The following is a 24356-nucleotide window of genomic DNA, read 5'->3' as shown; positions in this document are numbered from 1 at the left end:
CCGGACAGATTTATACCAGGACTTTAGAAGAGGGTTTATAAACAGGAGCGAAATATTTAATATAGATATAAAGTATTTAGTTGTAAAAACTTGATAAGGAGCATTATCAGGTTTAGACATAAAACCGTGTGTTTATATTGATTTATTATTTCTTATTGATTTTTACCGTATTTTAAATTTCGCAATAAACCGGACAAGCATTAATATAATAATCAGCTTTAAAATAACATAGCAGTTAGAAAGGATATTATAATGAGAAAATTGGCACTTACGGATGATATTCTCCTTTCCGTAGACAAGCCTGCGCGCTATATCGGCGGGGAGATAAATATGAGGGTTAAAGACCCCAAGGATGTGGATATAAGATTTTGCCTGTGTTTTCCGGATGTATACGAAATAGGTATGTCCCACCTGGGACTTCAGATTCTTTATGATATATTAAACAGCAGGGAAGATACATACTGTGAAAGAGTATATTCTCCCTGGGTGGATCTTGATAAGATTATGAGGGAAAAGAATATCCCTCTGTTTGCTTTGGAAAGCCAGGATCCTGTCAAGAATTTTGATTTCCTGGGTATTACCATCCAGTATGAAATGTGTTATACCAATATACTTCAGGTACTGGAACTGTCACAAATACCTATATTTTCAAAGGACAGGTCTGAAGATGATCCCATAGTGATTGGCGGGGGACCATGTACTTACAACCCGGAACCGATAGCCGATTTCTTTGACTTTTTCTATATCGGGGAAGGAGAGACCGTTTATAACGATATTTTAGACTTGTATAAGGAATATAAACATCAAGGTAAATCGAGAAGAGAATTTCTTGAAGCGGTTTCTCAAATTGAGGGCATATATGTTCCTTTGCTTTATGACGTTGAGTATAATGATGATTTCACTATAAAAAGCTTTAAGAAAAACTATGAGGCTGCACCCGAACGTATTAAAAGACAGGTGGCAATGGATATAAATGATTCTTATCATCCTACAAGACCGCTTGTGCCGCTTATTAAAATTACCCAGGACCGGGTGGTGCTGGAGATTCAAAGGGGATGTATAAGAGGGTGCAGATTCTGTCAGGCAGGAATGATTTACCGTCCCAACAGGGAAAGAGACCTGGAATACTTAAAAAAATGTGCTTATGAAATGCTTGAGTCTACCGGGCATGAGGAGATATCATTAAGTTCCTTAAGCTCCAGTGATTATTCAAAGCTTAAGGACCTGGTTTATTTTTTGATAGACGAATTCGGCTCCAAAGGAGTAAACATCTCTTTACCTTCCCTCAGAATCGATGCATTTTCCCTGGATGTAATGGGCAAGGTACAGGATGTAAGAAAAAGCAGTATTACTTTTGCCCCTGAAGCCGGAACCCAAAGGCTTAGGGATGTAATAAATAAAGGACTTACAGAAGAAGATATATTGTCCGGTGCTTCGGAGGCATTCTTAAGCGGCTGGAACAGGGTCAAGCTGTACTTTATGATGGGGCTTCCCACAGAAACGGAAGAAGATATTGAGGGAATTGCTGTTCTTGCTGATAAAATTGCCAGGGAATATTATAAGATTCCAAAGGACCAAAGACAGGGTAAGGCAAATATTGTCGTAAGCACTTCTTTCTTTGTGCCAAAGCCTTTTACTCCTTTCCAGTGGGCAAGGATGGATACACCTCGGGAGTATATAAAGAAGCAGCAGCTTTTAAGAAGCAAGATAAACGAACAATTAAACAGAAAAAGTATCGTATACAACTGGCATGAAGCGGAACTTAGCGAATTGGAAGGAGTATTGGCAAGAGGAGACCGCAGGCTTTGCAAGGTTATTTACGATGCTTACAAAGCCGGATGTATCTATGATTCCTGGAGTGAATTTTTTGATTATGACAAATGGGTAAAAGCCTTTAACGATAACGGTGTTTCTATATCATTCTACACCAGCAGAGAACGTAATGAGGATGAGATTTTCCCTTGGGATTTTATAGATGCCGGTGTAAGCAAGGCATTTTTACTCAGAGAATATAAAAGAGCTAAACAAGGCACCGTAACTCCAAACTGCAGAATGTTATGCTATAATTGCGGAGCTAAGGCATTTGGCGGTGGAGTTTGCTTTGAAAATAATAATGAAAATAAAAATGCGGCAGCAGGAGGTAATTATGAAGGCCAGAATTAAATTTCAAAAATACGGTGCCATGAAATTTATAGGACACCTGGATGTAATGAGATATTTCCAGAAAGCATTTAGAAGGGCCGGTTATGACAACGAATACACCAAAGGCTTCAATCCTCACCAGATAATGTCATTTGCAGCACCGCTAGGCCTTGGCCTTACCAGTGACGGGGAATATGTGGACATAAGCCTATTATCAAGCCAGGCTCCGAAAGATATGGTTGAGAAAATAAATAATGTTTTAACTGAGGGATTTAAGGTAGTCGGGTTTCATTTGCTAAGAGAACCGGGGCAAAATGAAAAACATGTAAACGCCATGTCTTTGGTATCAAAGGCGGATTACCTTGTTTCGTTAAAGGACGGCTACCTGCTGAAAGACGGTTTGCAAGCTCAGGATAAATTTAAGGAAGCATTTGAAAAATTTTATGCCAAACAGGAAATATTTATAAATAAAAAGACAAAAACCAGCCAAAAACTTGTCGATATAAAACCTATGATTTCTATGGTTTCATTTTCTTATGAAGAGTTTGCAGAAAAACTGAAAAATTATTTGGGCCAGGTAAAAAGACCGGTAAATGATGAAAGAAGTTTTTCTCTTGAAACCGAAAGTGTGGCAGACGTTTATGAAAACGGCATTAAAGTATATATGCAGGTGGCTACGGGAAGTGCTTCCAATTTAAAGCCGGAACTGGTGATGGAAGCATTTTGCCAAGAATTTGATATTGATTATAATCCTTATGCCTGGCAGGTACACAGGCTGGAGCTGTATACCGAAGAAGAAGACAGCGGGAAATTGATTCCCCTGGATTGCCTGGACAGATAGAGGCTGAGTTATGTACTTTTAATTTATGCTTTAATTACCTATTTTATATGTTAATTACCTATAGGGGGATTCTTTATGAATCATAAACTGATAATTACCAGGTATAAGGATACAATTATCTCAGCATTATTTGATGGGATGGATTTGGTGCAGGTATCGTTAAGCCCGTCTAAAGATAACGAAATTTTGGGCAATATATATCTTGGTAAGGTAAAGAATATTGTTAAGAATATAAATGCTGCTTTTGTAGAGATAGCCGACGGCAGGATGTGTTATTATGCCATGGCTGAAAACCGTTATCCCATTATGGCTAACCAGCCAAAACCGGAGGAAGGGGAAAAGCTAAAGGAAATCCAGGTTAAGATTGGGGATGAACTGGTAGTCCAGGTGATAAAGGAGGATGTTAAGTCAAAGGCACCGGTGGTCAGTTCAAATATTAATCTGACGGGCAAATATGCGGCATTAACTTACGGTAATTCCTCTATAGGAATTTCAAAAAAGATAGAAGATGCCGAAGAACGTAAGCGCCTGAAAAATCTGGTAAGGCCATACGTCTGCAAAGAATACGGATTTATTGTCAGGACCAATGCGGCTTATGTTCAGGAAGAATTAATAATAAAGGAAATAAAAAACCTGATTGATATATATAACAATATCCGTACCTACGGGGTGCATAAGACTTGTTTCTCTTTATTATACAGGACCCCTCCCGGGTATATATGCGATATCAGGGACGGCTATTCTGATCAGGTAGATGAATTTGTAACCGACGATACCGAATTATATGAAAATATGAAAGAATATTTGGAAAAGCACCAGCCGGAAGATCTTGAAAAACTCAGATTTTATCAGGATGACACCATTAGTTTGGCTGATCTTTACGGCATAAATGAGAAAGTAAAAGAGGCCGTAAGGCCTACTGTTTGGCTTAAATCGGGCGGAACTTTGGTAATACAGCCTACGGAAGCCTTGACGGTAATCGATGTCAATACGGGAAAAGCCATAGCAGGAAAGAAAAAGGTACAGGAAACATTTTTAAAGATAAACCTGGAAGCTGCCAAAGAAATTGCAAAACAGATACGGCTTCGCAATTTAAGCGGAATAATAATAGTAGACTTTATAGATATGGAGCTAAAGGAGCATAAAGATCTTTTGATGCAGGAGTTAGAAAGTTATCTGAAAAAAGATCCGATAAAAACAACTCTGGTAGATATGACTACTTTGGGTTTGGTTGAGATTACGAGAAAGAAAGTAAGAAAGCCGTTACACGAACAAATTCAGGAGGTGTCAGGTACGGTTAACAAATTGTAAACGAAATAATGAGAATGTTAACAGTTGGTTCATAAAATATTTACAGTTTGTTTACGGTACCTGACACTCTTACTTGACAAAATATCAGCATTATGCTATTATAACACAGTGTGCCGCTCAATGGGGTATAAGTTCCGTTTATACGGACACCGAAGTTGGCGAGTAATGTTAATAGGAGGTGCAATATGTACGCAATTATTGCAACTGGCGGAAAACAGTACAAAGTAGCTGAAGGCGATATCATCAAAGTTGAGAAGTTAGGTTTAGAAGCAGGCGCAGAAGTTACTTTTGACCAGGTTCTTGCAGTAAACAACGGTAAATTGGTTGTTGGAAATCCTACTGTAGCAGGTGCTAAGGTTACTGCAACTGTTATTGAAGAGGGCAAGAACAAGAAGATTATTGTCTTCAGATATAAGCCTAAAAAGGGATATCACAAGAAAAAAGGTCACAGACAGCCGTATACAAAGGTTAAGATTGAAAAGATCCATGCATAGGTTATGGTAATATGATTAAAGTGACCATTTATAAAAAAACAGATGATTTGATTACAGGTTTTAAGATACTGGGGCATGCAGGTTTTAGCCATAATGGAAATGATATTGTATGTGCGGCAGTATCGGCCCTGGTAATCAATACAATAAATTCTATTGAACAGTTTACAACAGATGATATTGATATAACAGAGAATGAAGATAAAGGTTTGATAGAATTTCATGTAACAAGTCCTATAAGCAGCGAGACAAATTTGCTTTTAAAATCGCTGGCCTTAGGGTTAATGGGTATAGAAGCCGAATATAACGGTAAATATATTTCCGTTTCCCAAAAGGTAAAATAAACAGCAGGAACGTAAAGTGGCAGGCAAATTCATTACGGCAGACTGAATTTGCGTGATTTGGATATAGGAGGTGTATACGATGTTAAGAATGAACCTTCAATTTTTTGCTCATAAAAAGGGTGTAGGTTCCACAAAGAACGGCAGAGATTCCCATTCTAAGAGACTCGGTGCAAAAAGAGCCGACGGACAGTTTGTTCTTGCCGGAAATATTATTTACAGACAGCGCGGAACAAAAATTCATCCGGGAACTAATGTAGGACGTGGAAAAGACGATACATTATATGCATTAGTAGACGGTATACTTCGTTTCGAAAGAAAAGGCAGGGACAAAAAACAAGCAAGTGTTTACCCTGTTGAGACTGTTGAGACCATATAAACAGATACATGTGACGATAACCCCAAATTCTTTTATGAGCCTGAATTTGGGGTTATTTTATTCAATAAAAAAATTTGCCTGTATTATCCATTGAAATATAAGTAAGATTTATTATGACTACAAGTTTTCAATATATTATTTTCACCATTTATACGATAAAAGAAGTTTATCATTAATACATAATTCGTTAAAAGGTTGTTTTTACTGTTAAATGCCTTTATAATATACACGAATGAGCATCTATACTTTCGAGATAATATGTATGTAAAGCATATCGAGGTTTGGTTTCTATAAAGTTAGACTGGCAATTAAATGAACATATACCGGAGTATACTGTAAAAAATATGATGAATAATCCGGATTAATAGCAGAATTTTTTGACAGATTATTTTACTTGATGAATTTGGTGCGTATTATGTAAAACAAGTTTTATTTTAAAACCGAACATATTTTTTATTAAATCCGAAAGTTAAAGCCATAAATTCAAATATTATTAACAGATGAATAAAAGTATGCTTATTCATTATATTAAAAAGTACACAGGATAAATATACGGATTGATAATGCAAGAATTCGGTCCGTTTTTATAGAAATGGAGGAAGCTATGTTTGTCGACAGAGTCGAGATTTATATTAAATCAGGAAAAGGCGGGGACGGAGCTGTAAGTTTCCGCAGGGAAAAGTATATACCGGCAGGCGGACCTGACGGCGGAGACGGCGGAAAAGGTGGAGACATAATATTTGAGGTTGACGAAGGTTTAAATACTCTTAGTGATTATCGGTATAAAAGAAAATTCGTAGCCGAAGACGGTGAGAACGGCAAAAAGCAAAAATGCACCGGAAGAAACGGACAAGATCTGGTCCTTAAAGTTCCGCCCGGAACCGTTATTATAGAGAAAAACACGGGGAAAGTCGTGGCGGATATGTCTGGGGATAATCGCAGAGAAGTAATTTTAAAAGGCGGACGGGGAGGAAAAGGCAACTATCATTATGCCACTTCAACAATGCAAGTGCCCAGATACGCTCAACCGGGACAACCCGGCTTGGAAATGACGGTAATTTTGGAACTTAAGGTTATTGCCGATGTGGGTCTTGTGGGTTTTCCCAATGTGGGAAAATCGACACTTCTTTCCAGGGTAACCAATGCAAAACCTAAGATTGGCAATTATCACTTCACCACCATCAGCCCAAATCTGGGAGTAGTAGACCTGGAAGAAGGAGGAGGCTTTGTTATTGCCGATATTCCGGGACTTATCGAAGGGGCTTCCGAAGGATTAGGTTTAGGACATGAATTCTTACGGCATATAGAAAGAACAAAAGCCATAATCCATATCGTGGATGCGGCATCTACGGAAGGAAGGGACCCGATAGAGGATATCCGAAAAATTAACGATGAACTTAGAGCATACAATTCCAAGCTTGCCGATCTTCCTCAGGTTATTGCGGCAAACAAGATTGACGTATTGCAAAAAGAGGAAGAGGAAATGGTTATTAAAAGATTAAAAGAAACCTTTGAGCCGGAAGGTTACAAAGTGTTTCCCATATCTGCCGTAAGCGGCAAAGGTATCAAAGAACTGTTGTATTATGTAAAAGGTATGCTCGACAAGATGGACAGAACCCCGGTTATATTTGAAAAAGAATTCTCAACTGATGAATTGATAGTGGCGACTGAACCATTTGAGGTCCGTAAAGAAGAAGAGCATCTTTATGTTGTTGAAGGTCCAAGAATTGAGAGAATGCTCGGTTATACCAATTTGAATACGGAAAAAGGCTTTATATTCTTCCAGAATTTCTTAAGGGATAACGGTATTCTGGAAAAACTAGAGGAGTTAGGCATACAGGAAGGCGATACGGTAAGGATGTATGGCCTGGAGTTTGATTATTATAAATAGTCGATATAAGAAGGGAGAACATTAATGACAACAAAGCAGAGGGCTTATTTAAAAGGACTTGCTATGAACATTGATCCGATTTATCAAATCGGAAAATCTGCAATTACCCCGGAACTTACTCAGGGTATTGCTGAAGCATTGGAAGCCAGGGAACTGATAAAGATAAATGTTTTGAAAAACTGCACCGAAGATATAAATGAACTTGCAAAAATCATTGCTGAGAGGACCCGTTCGGAAGTGGTGCAGGTTATAGGCAGAAAGATAGTATTGTATAAAGAGTCAAAAGACAAAAAGAAAATATTCCTTCCCGGTGAAGAAAAAATTAAAGACAAGGCATAAAGGGGTTTTTATCGGAATTTCAGCATGACGCAATTATTTTATGTACAATATAAGGTCTAAACATTCGAAAGGAAGTAATTTTATGAAAAAGGTCGGTATTATGGGCGGGACCTTTAATCCAATCCATAACGGTCATTTGTTTCTGGCTGAACATGCATATGATCAGGCTAAGTTGGATTATATCCTGTTTATGCCTACCATGAATCCGCCCCATAAGGCAGATATAGATGTGTTAAGCGCTGAACACAGATTAAATATGGTAAAGCTGGCAATCAAAGATAACCCTAATTTTGTCTTGTCAGATATAGAGCTTAACCGGCCCGGAATTACCTATACGTCTGACACTTTGAAAATACTTAAAGAAAAAGAGCCTGATACTGAGTTTTATTTTATTGTCGGGGCAGATTCGTTAATGATGATGACGCAATGGAAAGACCCGCAAACGGTATTTAATTTAAGTATTCTTGTTGCAGGAGGCAGAGAAAACTATTCTCTTGAACAATTAAGAAAACAAGCTAATTACTTGGAGAAAACTTATAACGGAAAAATAATTTTGCTTGATATGCCATATATTGGGATTTCTTCGGAACTTATCCGTGAAAGGATAGCAAAAAATAAATCGGTTCGTTATTATGTACCGGATGAGGTTTTAGATTATATAAAACGGCATAATCTGTATACATAAAAAGATTATGTCGACTTAATCAGAATAAATTAACGACTTAATCAGAATTACTTATGAATAATACTTTTGTGTGCAACCTTAAATTTGAAAGCTCTGCATATTTTAGGAAATTTTCCATCGAATTATTGGTCAATTTTAAAATTGATAAAACTTATTCGTATTGTCGAATATTTTTGCTACCTATAAGCTATAAACGGTTAATGCTTTATTGATGAAAGCAAATAGGTTTTCTTTACATCGGATTATAAGTATGTTACAATACTAAGCGTTTAAAACCGGGTAAGGCAATAAGATTTAAAATATTGAATCATGATAATATTAGATTAGAAAAAGGTATTTATATGGAGCTGGAACATATAAGAAAAAGCCTTGAAAAAACATTATCAGAAAAAAGATACAGACACATTCTTGGCGTAGAGGAGGTCTGTTATGACCTTGCGGTGATATACGGTTGTGATACTCTAAAAGCAAGAACCGCAGGCCTTCTTCATGATTGTGCCAAGCATTTGTCGGATGAAGAACTGATAAGTGAATGCAGGAAATTTAATTTGCATATAACTGAAGCCGAAATTAAGGCACCATATCTTCTTCATGCCAAAGTAGGTGCTGCTTATGCAAAAGAATTTTATGGAATTACAGACGAAGAGATTCTTAACGCCATAATTAGTCACACCACAGGCAGGCCCGCCATGTCAGAACTGGAGAAGATTGTATATGTTGCCGATTTTATTGAGCCGTACAGAAATCCAATTTTGCATTTGGACAAGGCTAGGAAAATAGCTTATAATGATGATTTGGATGAGGCGGTTATGTTTATATCCGGCAGAATATTGGAATACCTAAAGTCAATAAACGCATTTATAGATCCTTTGACTATAGAAACATATAATTATTATGTAAACCTATGTCAAAGCAAATGATTTTTATAAAATCTAACAATAAACAATTAATGTGCTTATTTTGTAAGACCGTCATGTTCTAATATTTTATTTAAATTAATAAACATAAATGCATTGACTGTAATTTAAATTAAATTAAATGTAATATCATAAAGCAAAATACAAAAATAGCTAAAATCAATAATATAAAGCATTTTTACAAATCAAATAAGTGGCAGTACGTCAGATATTGCACATTGAATAAGTAATTAAATAGTTATATACAAAAGAAGTTATTTGTAACCTGTTGATATAGTCATAATTATTTTTTGGAGGTAGATATGGAAAAATCAAAGGAAAAGGTCAAACTGGCATATGAAGCCCTGGATGAAAAGAAAGGGGAAGAAATCACAATAATAGATATAAAGGATATATCCATAATAGCCGATTATTTTATAATCGCAAGCGGTTCCAATGCTCTTCAGGTCGATGCTTTAATGAATTCTGTCCTTGAAAAGCTGGGTAAGAACGGTTATGAGCCGTTGAGAATAGAAGGTATAAGAAGTGCCAGTTGGATACTGATGGATTATGGCGATGTAATTGTTCATGTTTTTTCAAAAGAAGACCGCCTGTTTTATAATCTTGAAAGAATTTGGAGAGACGGAAAAACAGTTAGTATAGATCAGTTATAATAATATGTGCCAGTTACCTTTAAGGGTAGCTGGCACTGTTTTTTATTGTATAAGAATAATTGAAGTAACTGAAGTAAACTGAATTAAAATATCTGTGTAGAATAATTAAGTCTAAGAATCGTCAGTAAATTATTTAATTATACGGAAAAGCCCTATTACAACACCAAGGATTTGCAGATCGGAAACTATAATAGGTTCCATAGCATCATTTTCAGGCTGAAGGCGGAAATAACCGTTCTCTTTATAAAAGGTCTTTACCGTAACTTCATCATCTATCAGAGCAACAACATAGTCACCGTTTTTGGCATGGGATTGTCTTTGCACTATAATTCTGTCACCGTCAAATATTCCCGCATTAATCATACTGTCGCCCTTGACTTTTAACATAAAGGTTTCGGTATTGGGCATAAATTCAGAAGGAATAGGAAAATAGCTTTCAATATTTTCAACAGCAAGGATAGGCTGTCCTGCAGTAATAGTACCTACAATCGGAACATTAACAAGTTCCCGTCTTGTAAGGTTAAATTCATCATCTATTATTTCAATAGCCCTGGGTTTTGAAGGGTCTCTGCGAATATATCCGTTTTTTTCAAGAGATTCCAAATGAGAATGAACCGATGAGGTTGATTTTAGGTTTACAGCCTCACAAATTTCGCGAACTGCCGGCGGGTATCCCTTATTTATAATCTGAGCTTTTATAAATTCCAGTATCTCTTTTTGCTTATTACTTATCCTACCATATCCCATTAGATTTCCTCCTAAAATATCCATTCTATTTTTCATAGGGTAGTATTTATCATTTAAAGTTAATAGGTTTTTATCATTTTTTATAGTATAACACAACTGGCAGGAAAATGCAAAACCTATGTTCTAAAAAACGAAAAAATGTTTGAAAAAATGAATATATGTTCGAATTTTATATTGACAAACAAATGTATGTTCGATATAATTCATATAAACATATGTTCGTGGTATATTTTTCCCTTAAAATTTACTTGGATTCAAAAATAATTCACTTAAACATGAACGTAAAAGTAAGAAATAAAAACATATCCTAAAGATGAGAAAGACATAATATCATTATGTAAAGTTAATGGGTGCTGATATTAGATTATTTAATTGTCCGTGTTTTATTTAATGCTGTGATTTAACATTTAATCTTTTTAATAGGCGGGAGGTAGATATTATGAACAATACATATCTGAATGACCTGGATTCAAAACCTGCAAGGAAAAGTTCATACAACAGATCGGGAAATAGGAATATTAAGTGGTTAGGTCTGGCTATAATAATAATTATAATAATCCTTACAGTTTTATTTACTACAAAAACAGCCACAGCAACCAACAGCAATAAAAGGGTTAAGCAAGTAACCAGTGTGCAGATTCAAAACGGGGATACCTTATGGAGCATTGCTTCCAGGTATATGTCCTGTGAATATAAAGATTTGAATGAATATGTTGAAGAAATCATGTTAAGCAATGGGCTTACATCGGAAAAGATACATGCGGGAAATTATATTATTGTTCCGTATTATACAGATTCGACTAATTACTAGTACCATTTTAGGTGAAAAATATTACTTGACTTTTTGATTAGAATATCATACCATACGGATAAAGAAATATTGAATCAATTGAATAAATAAAAAGGCTGTGAAGAGAAGAGTAGTCTTAACGGAACCTACAGAGAGTTCCGCTAAAGCTGAGAAGGAATGGGGAAGTTAGGATGAAGCAAGCCTCGGAGCCGCATACGGATCCGGATTAGTCTTTCCGGTGATGCTATGACGTGTGTCCACGTTACAGGACTAAGGTATATTTTTGTACCTAATGAGTTTGATATGGCGACATATCAAAGAAATAGGGTGGCACCACGATGAATTCGTCCCTACGATAATCACGGATTATTGTAGGGTTTTTTTATGCCACAGAAAAATGTAACTTTCCTGTGAATATAAGAACTACAAAAATAATTAATTTGTAATCCAATATTTAAATAATAATTTAACATTTCATATGTTTTACCGGTTTGACAGGTAATATCAGTAAGCTACTAAAGGGATTAAGGAGGAGACTTATGAACGAGGATAATTTTAAAAAAAGAAACGAAAAAGAATGGGAAAGGCCCAAGTTTCCGAAAAGAGCTATTGTAACGGCGGGCATGCCATACGGAAATAAGGGACTTCATTTCGGGCATATAGGTGGTGTATTTATCCATGCCGATGTTTTTGCAAGATTTTTAAGAGACAGAATCGGCAAGGAGAATGTAATATTTGTTTCAGGTACAGACTGCTACGGTTCACCGATTTTAGAGAGCTACCGCAAGCTTTGTGAAGAAGAGGGTTATAAAGGAACTATAGAAGAGTATGTAAACCAAAATCATTTAAGGCAAAAGAAAACCCTGGACGATTATGAAATCAGTCTTAATCTCTACGGTGCTTCCGCATTGGGAAGAAGCGGCGAAATTCATAATAAGGTTTCCGAGGAAATTTTTGAAAAGCTTTATGAAAAAGGTTATCTTGAGAAGCTGTCTACACCGCAGTTTTATGATCCAGAGTTTAAGGTGCTTTTAAACGGAAGACAGGTAGTGGGAGAATGCCCTATCGAAGGCTGCAAATCGGAAAGAGGTTATGCGGATGAATGCTCTTTAGGTCATCAGTATATGCCTAATGAACTTATAAATCCGAAAAGCACTTTATCCGGAAAAACACCTGAAATCATAAACGTTACAAACTGGTACTTTAAGCTGGAGGAGTTTCATAAGCTGCTTTCCGAAAGAGTCGAATATCTCAGAAACAATACCAATTCCAGAAAATATCTTCTTAATACCATGGAAGAGTTTTTGCGTCCTCCTATGATTTATATTAAGAAGAATCAGCTTGAAAAACTTAAAGAAATCATTGATAAGCTGCCTGAACATGAATATATAGAAGAAGAGAAAAAACCTTCGGTTACCCTCGTGTTTAAGACACTAAAGGACAGAGAAAAAGCAACCGAAATGATTGCAAATCACGGTATAAACTTCCGAACAGGAAAAACCCTGGTACCATTCAGGTTAACCGGAAATGTAGAATGGGGTGTAAAAGCTCCTGTTAAGGAAGGGCTTGAAGGTTTAACTTTCTGGGTATGGCCTGAATCTTTGTGGGCTCCGATATCATTTACTCAGACTTATCTGGAAAACGGCAATGCTTCATCCAAGGACTGGAAAGACTGGTGGTGCTCCAAAGATGCCAATGTTTATCAGTTTATAGGTGAGGACAATATTTATTTCTATGGTATTGCCGAGATGGCTATGTTTATGGCTCTTCAGGATGAGGATGAACCGAAGATTATACCTAAAGACGGTGATTTAATCCTTCCTCACCTTATAGCCAATAACCATGTGCTTTTCATGGATAAAAAGGCAAGCAGCAGCTCCGATATTAAACCGCCGATGGCCGATGAACTGCTGCAATATTATACAAATGAACAGCTGCGTATGCATTTTATAAGCCTGGGACTGGATACCAAGAGTGCAAGTTTCCAGCCTGCCGTATTCCAGAAGGATAAACAGGGGGGTATGGACCCTGTATTAAATCAGGGCAACCTGTTAACCAATGTATATAACAGGTTAATCCGTTCCTGCTTCTATACGGCTCAGAAATATTATGATTCCCATATACCTGAAGGTAAAGTCAGCCAAAATATACTGGATGAAGCAAAAGAAGTCATATTAAAATATGAAAGACACATGTATAACCATGAGTTTCATCGTATATTTGACTTGCTTGACACTTATGTCCGCAACAGCAACAAATATTATGTAAACAATATACGTATTGCCGAAAATAATGACGATGATGCTCTTAGAAGGCAGGTATTAATCGACTCATTCTATGCCGTTCGGGTTATTGCCACATTGGTTCATCCGCTTGCTCCTACAGGTGCAGAAATGGTAAGAGAATACCTGGGTGTGGATGAAAGAATATGGGATTGGGAAACTATATTTGAGCCTTTGGATTATTTCATTCCGGATATGAAAGAGCATAAACTCAAATTCCTTGAACCCAGAGTAGATTTCTTTAAGAAACATGAAAGCCAGCTGGAATAAATGGTATATTCGGTATTATTATGTAATTCACTTACCTTGAATTTAGAATAAAGGTTGCCGAGATTAAAATCTAAGGGGATATTGATATAATTCTTATACGCCAAAAAAGTTCCGATATTTTGTGTGTCACAGGAAAAATTCCGGTGTTTAAACCTAAGACTACAAAATAGGACAGGATTTACGGCGTATGAGGGGGTATCAATATCCCCGCTTATGTTATGCGGCAACCTTTTTAAATTAAAAAATAAACAGTTCAATCTAGCCGGTGCATAGGTAATGGATTTATATAGGACCGGGTTAGGATGATATATCATAAATTAAAGACAGCATTCTATTATTATTGGTAAATCAATGAATTAATAAAATTGCCGGGAAAAGCCATATGATTCCGTTATAGTTTTTAGGTGAGATATCCGTTAAAATAATTATTAACTACAAAACCGAACATATGTTCAAAAATTTCTTTACATTTAGCCATATCTGGTATATAATGGTATTATTAAATGAAATGTATGAAAAACTGAAAACCATATAAATAATAAATGATTTAGGAGGATAAAAATGGGCAGGTTTGAAGAAGGGTTAAAAATAATTGAAGAAAGATGCGGCAATGGAAAAGATAATGTAATATCCCTGGCTACAATTGCATTGGAGCCGAACGAAGACGGTAAACACCGGCCTTTTGTTCGTGAAGTGGACGCTATGTATGAAGATGGCGTGTTCTATATAACAACTTATGCAACTTCATTAAAAATGCAGCAGATAGAAAAAAATCCTGAAGTTGCCTTTGCGGTAGGCGGAGAATGGTTTTCGGGAAACGGAATTGGCGAAAATCTTGGATGGATTAAAGACCCTAAAAATGCCACGTTGCGGGAGAAACTTCGCAAAACTTTTGCTCCATGGTATGATATGGCAAATAACGAAGAGGATAAAAACTTAGTTATTTTGGCAGTCCGTATAACAAATGCAACCGTAATTAAAGATCATCATGCTGTCCGTTATGATATGGACTTTGTAAATAAAACTGAAGGTATGGATAGAAGATTTAGATAAGCCTAGAATTAAGTTAAAGGTTTAGTTTAAAAGCCAAATAGTTTTGATTTAGTATACGCCGCATCAACATCGGTCAAAAAGTCCAAAGATGATTATTTTAAATCATCAGAAATTTACAGGAGTTTTCGGTTTAAGAGTTTGGGAAAATACGGGTTTAGTAATATAACTATGAAACTTTACGAGAAAACACTGACTTACAGCGCAGACACGGATGAGTATTAAATATAAGCCTATAAATTTATAGCAAATATTTATAAGTCTATAGGCTTATATTAATGAAGCATAAAAGCAAATAATCTCAGACTTCTTCACAGACATCCCCCAATGAAAAAGCAATTACTTTTTTCAAGTCTTCCAGGCTTAGTTCTACCTGATATCCTATTTTGCCGGCACTAAAAATGATAGTGTCATATTGGGCTGCGCTTTGATCAATTATAGTAGGAAAGAATTTTTTCATACCGATTGGAGAGCAGCCACCGTGGACATAACCTGTGAGGGGAAGCAAATCTTTTGATTTTAGCATCTCAATCTTTTTTTCGCCGACTGCTTTGGCAGCCTTTTTTAGATTTAATTCTTTTTCTACCGGTATTACAAATACATAATTTTTATTACTGGCGGAAACAGTTACTAGGGTTTTAAATACCCTTTTAGGGTCCTGATTTAAAACTTTTGCTACTTCAATACCGCTTATTGCATCGGTGTCTACGTAAGAATGACTTTTATAATTTATCTTTTTTTGGTCGAGAATTCTCATCACATTTGTCTTTTCCATAAGTATATCTCCTTTTAATATATTGATATGAAACATAAAACAGAGATTATATTATGATAAGTTATAATTAAAAATGTCTTATTAAGAATTGATAATTAATTAATCCAACTAGTATAAATATAACACGCATTATGTATATAGTAAATTTTAATTTTAAATACAAAAAAATAGTGCTAAGTGTATTTATAGAAAACCTCTGACCGAAGGTAGAGGGCTTGTTACTCCCTAAGTAATGGCAATAAAGGACTTTTGTAAGAAGTTATGTTTTACATATAACTAATAAAAAAATACCTGAAAGCAATTATATGCATTCAGGTCATCTATGTAAAATCGGATTATTGTTTAATATGTAAAATGGTATTATTGTTTAAGCAGATTATCCAGCCAGTCTGTGATTATTGTTTCGAGGAAGGGTAAGTATTTGGTATTGGCTCCGATAAATTTTTCATATAAATCCCTTACATCACTGAGAAATTTTTCTTTCTCATTATCGTTAAATTCAATAAAGAATTTTCTTTTATTTTCGTTCAATCTCATAATAACGTAATTTAATGTTTTTGAATTATAATATTTAAGAATACTGATAAGGGCTTCGAAGTCCGGATGCGTTTGAATGTTTTCATCTTTATCTTTTGCAACAAGACTCAAGTAAGTGTTTTTATCCAGCTGTTTTTCCTCTATAATGTAGTCACTTTTTTCTGTATCGTTAATTAGTTTTGCTAATGACATTATTAATTCTGTTTTGTCCATGTCAGTTTCCTCTCTTGTAAAAATCTAAAAGCAAACATTTTTGTGCATTATAAACTGTTTATAGTGGAATTTAAAATATGAAATCTTCTAAATATTCTATTGCTTTTGGGTAAATTATTGCTTTATTTACCCTTTAGGCTATTGTCAAATTATAAAATATTTATTACCACTTCCTTTGCATAGGATATATTAAATTTATAAACAACTTATATGAAAATATTTAATTTATACCATAATTATAATTGTATTACAAGATAATTAAAATATTTTTTTATTATTTTATTAATAAAATTATATTAATCTTAGGTTATTTCAGATTTTTAGCAAAATTTTTTTATTACCACAATGTATAACAAAGATTACAGTGGTAATTTACAAAGTAATGAGATTTATGTAATATAGTTATTAATTAGTATTAAATATTCATACATGGTAATTAAAAAAACGGAGGAGAAACATATGATTCTTATGAGCGTAGAAGCTCCATGCAAGGTTTGAGGATACTGCATGGAGCGTTAGGCCATTAAGGGCTGTTATCCTCAGGCTTTGCACTTTTGATATAAAAAAGTAAAATCAAAGGAGCAAAGTCAAAATGAAAAACAGAATACATGAGCTAAAGAATTTCTATATCTTATGGAGTACACAAGAATTATCACAGCTTGGAAGCACAATGACGAACTTCGCTTTAACCTTATGGTTGTATCAGGCGACCGGGTCGGCACTGCAAACTGCATTGTTAACTATTTGTTCTTACATTCCGTATGTTTTAATGAGTATTTTTGCCGGAGCCCTATCCGACAGGTGGCGGCTTAATGTCATTTTCCGGATCACTGATTACAGTTTTGCACCCGATGATTGCTACGTCTCTTTATGCGATAGGTGGCATGAATCTTGTAATAGCGGTGGACTTATGCACATTTTTGGTTGCATTTGTTGCGTTACTGTTGTTTGTAGAGATTCCACCGGTGAAAGTATCTGAAGAAAGGCAAAGTGAAACACTGATTGAGTCTGCCAAGGCAGGACTTAAATGCCTGAACGAAAACAGAATGGTTCTGATGCTAATCCTCTTTTTGTCGGGTGTCAATTTGGTTGCATCAGCTTTTGATGCAGTGCTTCCGGCCTTTATTCTGCCCAGAGAAAATGGCGGTGAATCAATTCTTGGTATTGTCACTTCATTTGCGGGTATTGTTATGCTTGCAGGCAGTATGTTAGCATCTGTTTTGCCACCTCCAAAAGACCGGATACGTCTTATCGTGGCAACAATGCTGTTTTCACTAACAACAGATAATTTTCTTATGTCACTTACCAGAAGTCCGGTTGCATGGTGTATTGCACAGATACTGGGATATTTGCCAGTCCCGTTGATGAGTACCAGTCTGGATGTTATCGTAAGATCGACGATACCTACAGAAATGCAGGGAAGAGTATATTCATGTCGTAATACTTTGCAATTTTTTACCATACCCATAGGGTTTTTCTTTGGCGGCTGGATGGTCGATGTGATTTGTGAACCGTTCATGGAGCAAATACCCGGTGAAAGTATAATGGCTAGTATGTTTGGTATGGGTAAGGGCTCCGGGGCAGGTTTGATGATATTCATTCTCGGAATATTAGGTATGGTTATATGTCTTATTTTCGGAAGAATACTGAAAAAATACAAATACCATGAGTCGCTTTAAAGTTCGACATTGAATGATAGAATAAATGCAATAGTCAGGTAATCATACCAGCTTAAATTTCCGTCATCAACAAATCGTTTATTCCATTTAATCCATGAGTATGGTTGAGTAGAAGTTGATGAATTACCTTTCTTATCAAGGTACCAGAAAAAATGATCCGACATTTGACAATATCAGGATATTAAGCGTATATTAACTTAATATAGGTAAAATTACTAAACAAGATTTTTTTGAAAGAAGCAGGCTTTCTATGATGATGTCATAGAAAGCCTGAATTTTTTAATATTATTATGTACAAGCAATTACCATATATTTCATTTAAAATTTACTGTTGCTAGAGTTAGGGTTTAGAATATATCTAACCCAATAGCATTATAATAGGAATACAGTATTACTTATCCCTTTCTTAACTTAACCATATTAGCCGCACTGCGGCGACGGCTGTCCTCGATAGCAGCATAATGTTTCTTGGTTGTATTTACATCTTTATGGCCAAGAACGTCGGCTACCAGATAGATATCACCGGTTTCGCGGTAAAGATTGGTACCGTATGTACTTCTAAGCTTATGGGGCGTGATTTTCTTTAATTTGGTCACGGCAGAAGAATATTTTTTAACCAGGTTTTCTACGGACCGTACCGACATACGTTTCATCTGCAGGGATAAAAACAGGGCATTGGTATGGCCTTCTTCCGGTATCAATCTTTTTCTTTCTTCCAAGTAATTAAGCAAAGCTTCCCTGACCTCGTCTCCGAAATAAATAACAACCTCATTTCCGCCCTTACGTCTTATTTTTATCCCGTTATTGTTAAAATCCACATCGTCAATATCCAGGCCCACACATTCGGAAACACGGATTCCTGTACCCAACAAAAGAGTCAGCAAAGCCAGGTCTCGGGTTTTGGTTTTTGAATGAAATTTTTTCTGGGCTTTTGTTAAGTTTTCCGGATTTTCGACTTCATCAAGCAGCATAGCCACTTCGTCTGGATCGAGGCGGATAATTTCTTTTTCATGAATCTTAGGTATATCAACAAGCGAAGGAGGATTGGTTTTTATAATCTGCTTTTTATAAAAATAATTATAAAAGCTCCGTAAAGATGCTAATTTACGTTTTTTGCTGTTTTCACGGTTGACGTACTCTTTTCCGTCAGAATTATAATAATTAAGATACTCCAAATATTCCTCTATATCGAGAGGGGACAGTTGATCCAATACGTCAACCTTTATATCCGTAATGGGAGTGTTCTTAAAATGAGGATTATTGTTAGCCAGAAATTCAAAAAATACTCCCAAATCATAAGCATAGGCTATTCTTGTTCTGGATGAGGTGGTGTTCTCTATTCCCCGGAAGAAATCTTTGCAAAACCTGGGGAGCTTTTCAAGAAGATTACGCAGTTTAACTGCATTATCAATATCCACCTGGTCATGATAATTCAGTTCAGCCATAGGGATGCTCCTTTCGTAGGACGATTTTTGATACGGATACCCTTAATTTTTTCTTTATAAGCATAAGGCATGGACTTTGCTAGACTTTTGCGTAAAAAGGGACATTTTAATGATTACTATTATGAATAGAAAAATAAATTTCTTTATCACTTAATTTTGATCCAGAGACCATCCGTCAATATTTCCTTCTCTAATGGCATTAAAGAGTCTCTTTTTAAGGCCGGGACTCTGTTTATTCATGGTTTTAATCAGTTGCTTCATTTCTTCCCGTTTTGTATAGCCGTCAACGGGGCAAGGGTTTTCAACAACCGGGAGCTGATAGGTATTTTTAAAACCTATTATATCTTTTTCTTCCAGGTAAATAAGAGGCCGTATCAGAGTTATGTCTGACCTGTCAAGGTATGTAACGGGAGAGAAGCAGTGGAAACGGCCTTCATAAAATAATGATAACAGCATAGTTTCAATTACATCATCAAAGTGATGGGCATAAGCTTTTTTATTGCATCCCAGTTCTTTTGCCTTTTTATTAAAAGCCCCTTTTCTTAGTCTGGCACACAATGAACAGGGATTGCTTTCTTTGCGGTATTCAAAAAGAATATCGGCTATATCCGTATCTACGACCGAATAATTTACGCCTAATTCTTCGCATAATTTAGCCACGCCTGAAAAATCGGCATCTTTATAACCCATATTGATTGTTATGGCCTGTATATCATACTTTTTGGGATAAAATTTTTTAAGTTCGTTTAAAGCATAAAGTAAAGTCAGGCTGTCTTTGCCACCGGATACTCCTACAGCTATCGTATCTCCGTCCTGTATCATTCCGTAATCGTCGACAGCTCTTCTTACAAATCCAAGTAGTCTTTGCAGTTTCATATATCTCCTGTACCTTTCCATTTAGATTTAGTTTAAAAGAATAATTTAATAAAAATTTTTAAAATTATATATTATTTTGAATTCTGAAATAAAAATAAGCATATCACGTATATTCTAACATATTTGCTTCGAATTGAAAACATGGACAAAACGTGTATGCACATTCTAATGCTGTAGTATCTGGTTTTGACTGTTTATATTTAAAATATAAAATACATATTATTAGCAATAGCAATATTCTAAAATTGTAGAATAATGTAATTTGATTTGAATTATATATACTACAATAGTAGATTTTGGTAATTAGCAATCAATCGGTAATAAATCTATAAAATAATTTAAAATATTATGGTTTATATACTTTTTCGATTAATAATCCAAAAAAATCTTATTTGTGACACAGTTTTAACACTTTTTAACACTATTGTAATAATTGCCTTATAGATGAAAAGCATACCATTAAAGTTTGCCAATATGCAAATGATAAACTTAAAAGCTTTATTTTTCAAGTAAATTTTAAAATTAAAGATAATGATAAACTATCAAACTCAAATACAAAAGATCAAACCGAAAATACGAAAGTAATTTTAATTTTATTAACTAAGATGCAAAAGAAAATAAAATTAGAGATTACAAAGGAAAATGAGAAAAGCAAAAGACAGGGAAATCAAAAGAAGGCAGTAAGCCGGTCAGGCAACAGTCAAATGACGAATTATGAATAAAAACAAAAGATAAAAATTCAAATATAACGTATAAAGTGGTTTTATATACTGAATAACCGTTAAATTTACATAAGAATTAAAATCAAAATGGCTTATAGAAAATTTTGTACTAAAACAGATAAGTCAAGTAGACTAAAGAAACTGCAGACAAAGGATTTTACAAGGAGTTGATGACAGAAGATGATGTATGGAATGCAAAAGGAAAGAAAAAAGAAAGTTTACAGCTTAAAAACGGATAATAAGAAGTTTACGGTCATGCTGTTATTGTTCTTTATGATCGGCATACAACTTTGCTTCCTAAGTAAAGAACAGGTAATGGCCGCTTCAGGGCTAAGAATTTATAATTACACAACAAAAAAGGAATATACATATACAGATGCACAGATCAAGGTAACATATAACGGAAAGCAGATAAGTAAAGACAGCACACCGGGTATTCTTCAGAACGGTTATGCTTTGGTTTCATATAAAGACATTTTTGCAAATTCGCCTATTAATGCCGATTGTGTATATGATAAGGCTGCAGGCACAGTTTCTATTTCTAAATATGGGACCACAATTGTGCTTAAAATCGGAAGTACGGAAGCATATATAAACGGGAAAAAAGTTACCGCACCGGTAGCACCGGTAAAAATAAAATATGTAAAAGAAGACGTTACTAAAATTCTTGTTCCATCCAGATTTGTAAGTGAAAATCTCGGATTTAAATATACCTGGAAAAAAGAAATAAGCACTGTTGCAATTGAAAGAGATTCTTTCCCTATGCTTCTTTCTTACAATGACGGGGAACCTTTTTACTATACAGGAACGCAGGGGAAAGTAACCATAGACGGAAAAGCCGTGGACCTTGGCAATATGCCAAGCGTTATTACCAACAATACAGCCATGTTAAGAGCCAAGAGGGTTTTTGCCGATTCAGCCATCAAAGCGAAGTATAAATATAATTCAAAGGATAAAACAATAACTTTAACAAGAAACGGAAATGTTCTGGAAATGAAGATTGGAAGTTCGGTTGCTTACTTAAACGGTAACCCTTTTATACTTGACACGGCTCCTATGATTGTAACCAATCATGATGTTGAGACTTCTTATGTCATGGTTCCGGGCAGTGTTACAGCAACCTGCCTAGGCTTTGATTATCGTTGGGATAAAAATACGGGAACTTCTGTTATTACATCAAGAAAAGACAGTCAAACAGAAAAACCGCAGGAATCAATTCCAAACAATAATAACGATCAAAAGGAAGAAGCACCTGAATTAGGAGATTCTCCTGTGACCTGGGATGCTGGAAAGATTCATTATCAGTGGGAAACTCCGAAAGAATTAATCAGATCGGGAACAGGAGTTCAAACAATCGATAACGGCAGCCAGGCGGACGAAAGTGGAGTTATATATTCGGTATCAAGAATTTACGATAATAAAATGTATGTAAATTCCGAAACTTATGCAATTTATTCAACAGCTCCATTTACAAAGGTTACGTCAAATGCCAAAGGAAATCAAATTCAACTGGATATATCAAATATGTATACTTCTGATTATACATATTCAATGAGCGAAATCAGTGACGGAATATTAAATACTGTCCATACCTATATGGCTGACACCAAAAACAGCCGCCTGGATTTTAAGCTTAATACAGATAAGTTTACTTATGATTTGGCCTATTCTTCCGAGTATAATAATATTTTGTATCTTACGATATATTATGATTATTTAAACAAGGTGGTTATCGGCACCAACGATACAATGGATTATATTACTTTAACGTGTAATTTTCCTATAAATCCGGTTATCAATAATTTTTATACCACAATAACAGTAGACCTTCCCGGAATTAAAAAAGGTTTCGGCGACCAGTTTGTGAATATAACAGATGCGATAAACTTATATTATACCAGTGTATATTATACTTCTGACGGAACTCATTTGATACTGGGCTTAAAGAATTCTGCCGATTATTATATAGCGGAAGAAGGAAATTCATTCACCATTATGCTTCCTAAAGACAAAAATACAATACCGGTTGTTCCAAAAGAACCTGATCCGGGGAAAAATGATCCGGTTGTACCCGAAAATCCTGTATCCGGTGCGGATCAATATCAATTAATCATACCAAATCCTTCCGGCCTTAAGATAAGTCAAATTGAACATGAAGATCAGTATTATAATCTCAGATTCTCCATAAAACTGCCGGGAGATTATGTATCATATTTTAGTAAAAATCCGATAAAGGTTAATTCCGGTGTAATAAAAGATGTTTCAGTAATTTTAAACTCTAAGAATAAAACGGAGATATTGGTAACTACATCAAAGATACAGGGATATAAGTTGTATGCAGACAAAAATTATATATATGTAAAAGTGGCTAATCCCAAAGATATATATAAAAATATCGTTGTATTAGATCCGGGTCACGGGGGATCACAGCCGGGTGCCTATTATTTTAATACCTATGAAAAAACCTTAAACTTTAAAATCCTGTATGAGATAGGAAAGCAGTTTTTTGAATCTGACCCCGACAAACTTAAAGTTTATTATACAAGAATTTCTGACGTGGACGTTTCGCTTGGAGATAGGGCTGCTTTTGCGGAGAAAGTCGGAGCCGATTTATTCGTAAGCCTTCATATGAATGCAAGCACGAGTAAATCGGTATACGGTACTGAAGTTTATTATTCCGCCAGCAACAATAAGCCGAACAAAGCCGGGCTTACCAGTGAAATCCTTGCAAAGTTATTTGCCAATAACATTACATATGCCCTAAAAACACACAATCGAGGTATAAGAGCAGAAAAATATACAGTAGTACACAAAAATACTGTTCCGGCTGTACTTATTGAACTTGGTTTTATGTCAAACCAAAATGAATTTAAAAAGCTTTCTGATCCGGATTTTCAGTATTTAGCTGCTAAGACAATATACGAAACCCTGCTTCAGGTATTCGAACTATATCCGACCGGAAGATAATTCATTCGGACAA

Annotated in this window: 21 protein-coding genes, 1 pseudogene and 1 other annotated feature; of the genes and pseudogenes, 17 read left to right on the top strand and 5 right to left on the bottom strand. The window is 35.4% G+C overall.

The window, feature by feature from the left end; genetic code table 11:
* The first annotated feature begins 252 nt into the window (after positions 1 to 252).
* From HHT355_RS05985 to rsfS, 11 genes are all read left to right on the top strand, one after another.
* On the top strand, positions 253 to 2163 hold the full coding sequence (locus HHT355_RS05985; RefSeq protein WP_103202521.1) for a TIGR03960 family B12-binding radical SAM protein: 1911 nt from the start codon (positions 253 to 255) through the stop codon (positions 2161 to 2163).
* Positions 2147 to 2983, top strand: coding sequence for a TIGR03936 family radical SAM-associated protein (locus HHT355_RS05980; protein WP_158245901.1), 837 nt, complete (start codon positions 2147 to 2149; stop codon positions 2981 to 2983). The genes HHT355_RS05985 and HHT355_RS05980 overlap by 17 nt, the downstream gene beginning before the upstream one ends.
* 75 nt (positions 2984 to 3058) lie before the next feature.
* Positions 3059 to 4294, top strand: coding sequence for a ribonuclease E/G (locus HHT355_RS05975; protein WP_103202519.1), 1236 nt, complete (start codon positions 3059 to 3061; stop codon positions 4292 to 4294).
* A 185-nt stretch (positions 4295 to 4479) separates the two neighbouring features.
* On the top strand, positions 4480 to 4788 hold the full coding sequence (gene rplU, locus HHT355_RS05970; RefSeq protein WP_103202518.1) for a 50S ribosomal protein L21: 309 nt from the start codon (positions 4480 to 4482) through the stop codon (positions 4786 to 4788).
* A gap of 11 nt (positions 4789 to 4799) precedes the next feature.
* The gene (locus tag HHT355_RS05965; RefSeq protein ID WP_103202517.1) at positions 4800 to 5129 is read left to right on the top strand and encodes a ribosomal-processing cysteine protease Prp; all 330 of its coding nucleotides are present in this window, start codon (positions 4800 to 4802) and stop codon (positions 5127 to 5129) included.
* A 79-nt stretch (positions 5130 to 5208) separates the two neighbouring features.
* Positions 5209 to 5505 carry a 50S ribosomal protein L27 gene (gene rpmA / locus HHT355_RS05960; RefSeq protein ID WP_103202516.1) on the top strand — a complete coding sequence of 99 codons (297 nt, stop codon included), beginning with the start codon at positions 5209 to 5211 and terminating at the stop codon, positions 5503 to 5505.
* A 604-nt stretch (positions 5506 to 6109) separates the two neighbouring features.
* Entirely contained in the window at positions 6110 to 7396 is a 1287-nt protein-coding gene (gene obgE, locus HHT355_RS05955) for a GTPase ObgE (RefSeq protein WP_103202515.1), read from the top strand.
* Positions 7397 to 7420: 24 nt separating this feature from the next.
* Positions 7421 to 7735, top strand: a complete 315-nt coding sequence (gene yhbY, locus HHT355_RS05950) for a ribosome assembly RNA-binding protein YhbY (protein ID WP_103202514.1) — start codon at positions 7421 to 7423, stop codon at positions 7733 to 7735.
* 82 nt (positions 7736 to 7817) lie between these two features.
* Entirely contained in the window at positions 7818 to 8420 is a 603-nt protein-coding gene (gene nadD / locus HHT355_RS05945) for a nicotinate-nucleotide adenylyltransferase (protein WP_103202513.1), read from the top strand.
* A 341-nt stretch (positions 8421 to 8761) separates the two neighbouring features.
* Positions 8762 to 9340 (top strand): bis(5'-nucleosyl)-tetraphosphatase (symmetrical) YqeK, encoded by a 579-nt coding sequence (gene yqeK / locus HHT355_RS05940; protein WP_103202512.1) that lies wholly within the window; start codon positions 8762 to 8764, stop codon positions 9338 to 9340.
* Positions 9341 to 9639: 299 nt separating this feature from the next.
* On the top strand, positions 9640 to 9990 hold the full coding sequence (gene rsfS / locus HHT355_RS05935; protein ID WP_103202511.1) for a ribosome silencing factor: 351 nt from the start codon (positions 9640 to 9642) through the stop codon (positions 9988 to 9990).
* 129 nt (positions 9991 to 10119) lie between these two features.
* Here rsfS and lexA read toward each other — a convergent pair whose 3' ends face one another.
* Positions 10120 to 10737, bottom strand: a complete 618-nt coding sequence (gene lexA / locus HHT355_RS05930) for a transcriptional repressor LexA (protein WP_103202510.1) — start codon at positions 10735 to 10737, stop codon at positions 10120 to 10122.
* Positions 10738 to 11176: 439 nt separating this feature from the next.
* On the opposite strand from lexA, the gene yneA reads away from it, so the two are divergent.
* The 3 genes from yneA to HHT355_RS05915 all read left to right on the top strand — a co-directional run bounded on the left by yneA (position 11177) and on the right by HHT355_RS05915 (position 15132).
* On the top strand, positions 11177 to 11548 hold the full coding sequence (gene yneA, locus HHT355_RS05925) for a cell division suppressor protein YneA (RefSeq protein ID WP_103202509.1): 372 nt from the start codon (positions 11177 to 11179) through the stop codon (positions 11546 to 11548).
* 88 nt (positions 11549 to 11636) lie between these two features.
* Positions 11637 to 11882, top strand: a binding site (T-box leader).
* 184 nt (positions 11883 to 12066) lie between these two features.
* Positions 12067 to 14079 carry a methionine--tRNA ligase gene (locus HHT355_RS05920; protein ID WP_103202508.1) on the top strand — a complete coding sequence of 671 codons (2013 nt, stop codon included), beginning with the start codon at positions 12067 to 12069 and terminating at the stop codon, positions 14077 to 14079.
* A 561-nt stretch (positions 14080 to 14640) separates the two neighbouring features.
* Positions 14641 to 15132, top strand: coding sequence for a pyridoxamine 5-phosphate oxidase (locus HHT355_RS05915; RefSeq protein ID WP_103202507.1), 492 nt, complete (start codon positions 14641 to 14643; stop codon positions 15130 to 15132).
* A gap of 298 nt (positions 15133 to 15430) precedes the next feature.
* On the opposite strand, the gene ybaK is transcribed toward HHT355_RS05915, so the two are convergent.
* Positions 15431 to 15904: a Cys-tRNA(Pro) deacylase gene (gene ybaK / locus HHT355_RS05910; RefSeq protein WP_103202506.1), complete on the bottom strand. Its 474-nt coding sequence runs from the start codon at positions 15902 to 15904 to the stop codon at positions 15431 to 15433.
* A gap of 360 nt (positions 15905 to 16264) precedes the next feature.
* Positions 16265 to 16654, bottom strand: a complete 390-nt coding sequence (locus tag HHT355_RS05905) for a hypothetical protein (protein ID WP_103202505.1) — start codon at positions 16652 to 16654, stop codon at positions 16265 to 16267.
* Between the two features lie 592 nt (positions 16655 to 17246).
* Between HHT355_RS05905 and HHT355_RS13930 the strand changes: the two are divergent.
* Together HHT355_RS13930 and HHT355_RS05900 are read left to right on the top strand one after the other, a co-directional pair.
* A pseudogene (locus tag HHT355_RS13930) lies at positions 17247 to 17399 on the top strand (MFS transporter); the annotation flags it as partial.
* A gap of 67 nt (positions 17400 to 17466) precedes the next feature.
* Entirely contained in the window at positions 17467 to 18333 is an 867-nt protein-coding gene (locus HHT355_RS05900) for an MFS transporter (protein ID WP_334293588.1), read from the top strand.
* 395 nt (positions 18334 to 18728) lie between these two features.
* Here HHT355_RS05900 and HHT355_RS05895 read toward each other — a convergent pair whose 3' ends face one another.
* Together HHT355_RS05895 and HHT355_RS05890 are read right to left on the bottom strand one after the other, a co-directional pair.
* The gene (locus tag HHT355_RS05895) at positions 18729 to 19778 is read right to left on the bottom strand and encodes a tyrosine-type recombinase/integrase (RefSeq protein ID WP_103202504.1); all 1050 of its coding nucleotides are present in this window, start codon (positions 19776 to 19778) and stop codon (positions 18729 to 18731) included.
* A gap of 150 nt (positions 19779 to 19928) precedes the next feature.
* A complete protein-coding gene (locus tag HHT355_RS05890) occupies positions 19929 to 20654 on the bottom strand; it encodes a tRNA 2-thiocytidine biosynthesis TtcA family protein (protein WP_103202503.1) in 726 nt (241 codons plus the stop codon).
* Positions 20655 to 21556: 902 nt separating this feature from the next.
* On the opposite strand from HHT355_RS05890, the gene HHT355_RS05885 reads away from it, so the two are divergent.
* Positions 21557 to 24343, top strand: a complete 2787-nt coding sequence (locus HHT355_RS05885) for an N-acetylmuramoyl-L-alanine amidase (RefSeq protein WP_103202502.1) — start codon at positions 21557 to 21559, stop codon at positions 24341 to 24343.
* Positions 24344 to 24356: the final 13 nt, after the last annotated feature.

The organism is Herbinix hemicellulosilytica, assembly GCF_002904165.1.
Classification (GTDB): Bacteria; Bacillota; Clostridia; order Lachnospirales; family Lachnospiraceae; genus Mobilitalea; species Mobilitalea hemicellulosilytica.
Note: the sequence above shows the minus strand (reverse complement) of the source record. Positions and strands in the feature narration are given on the sequence as shown.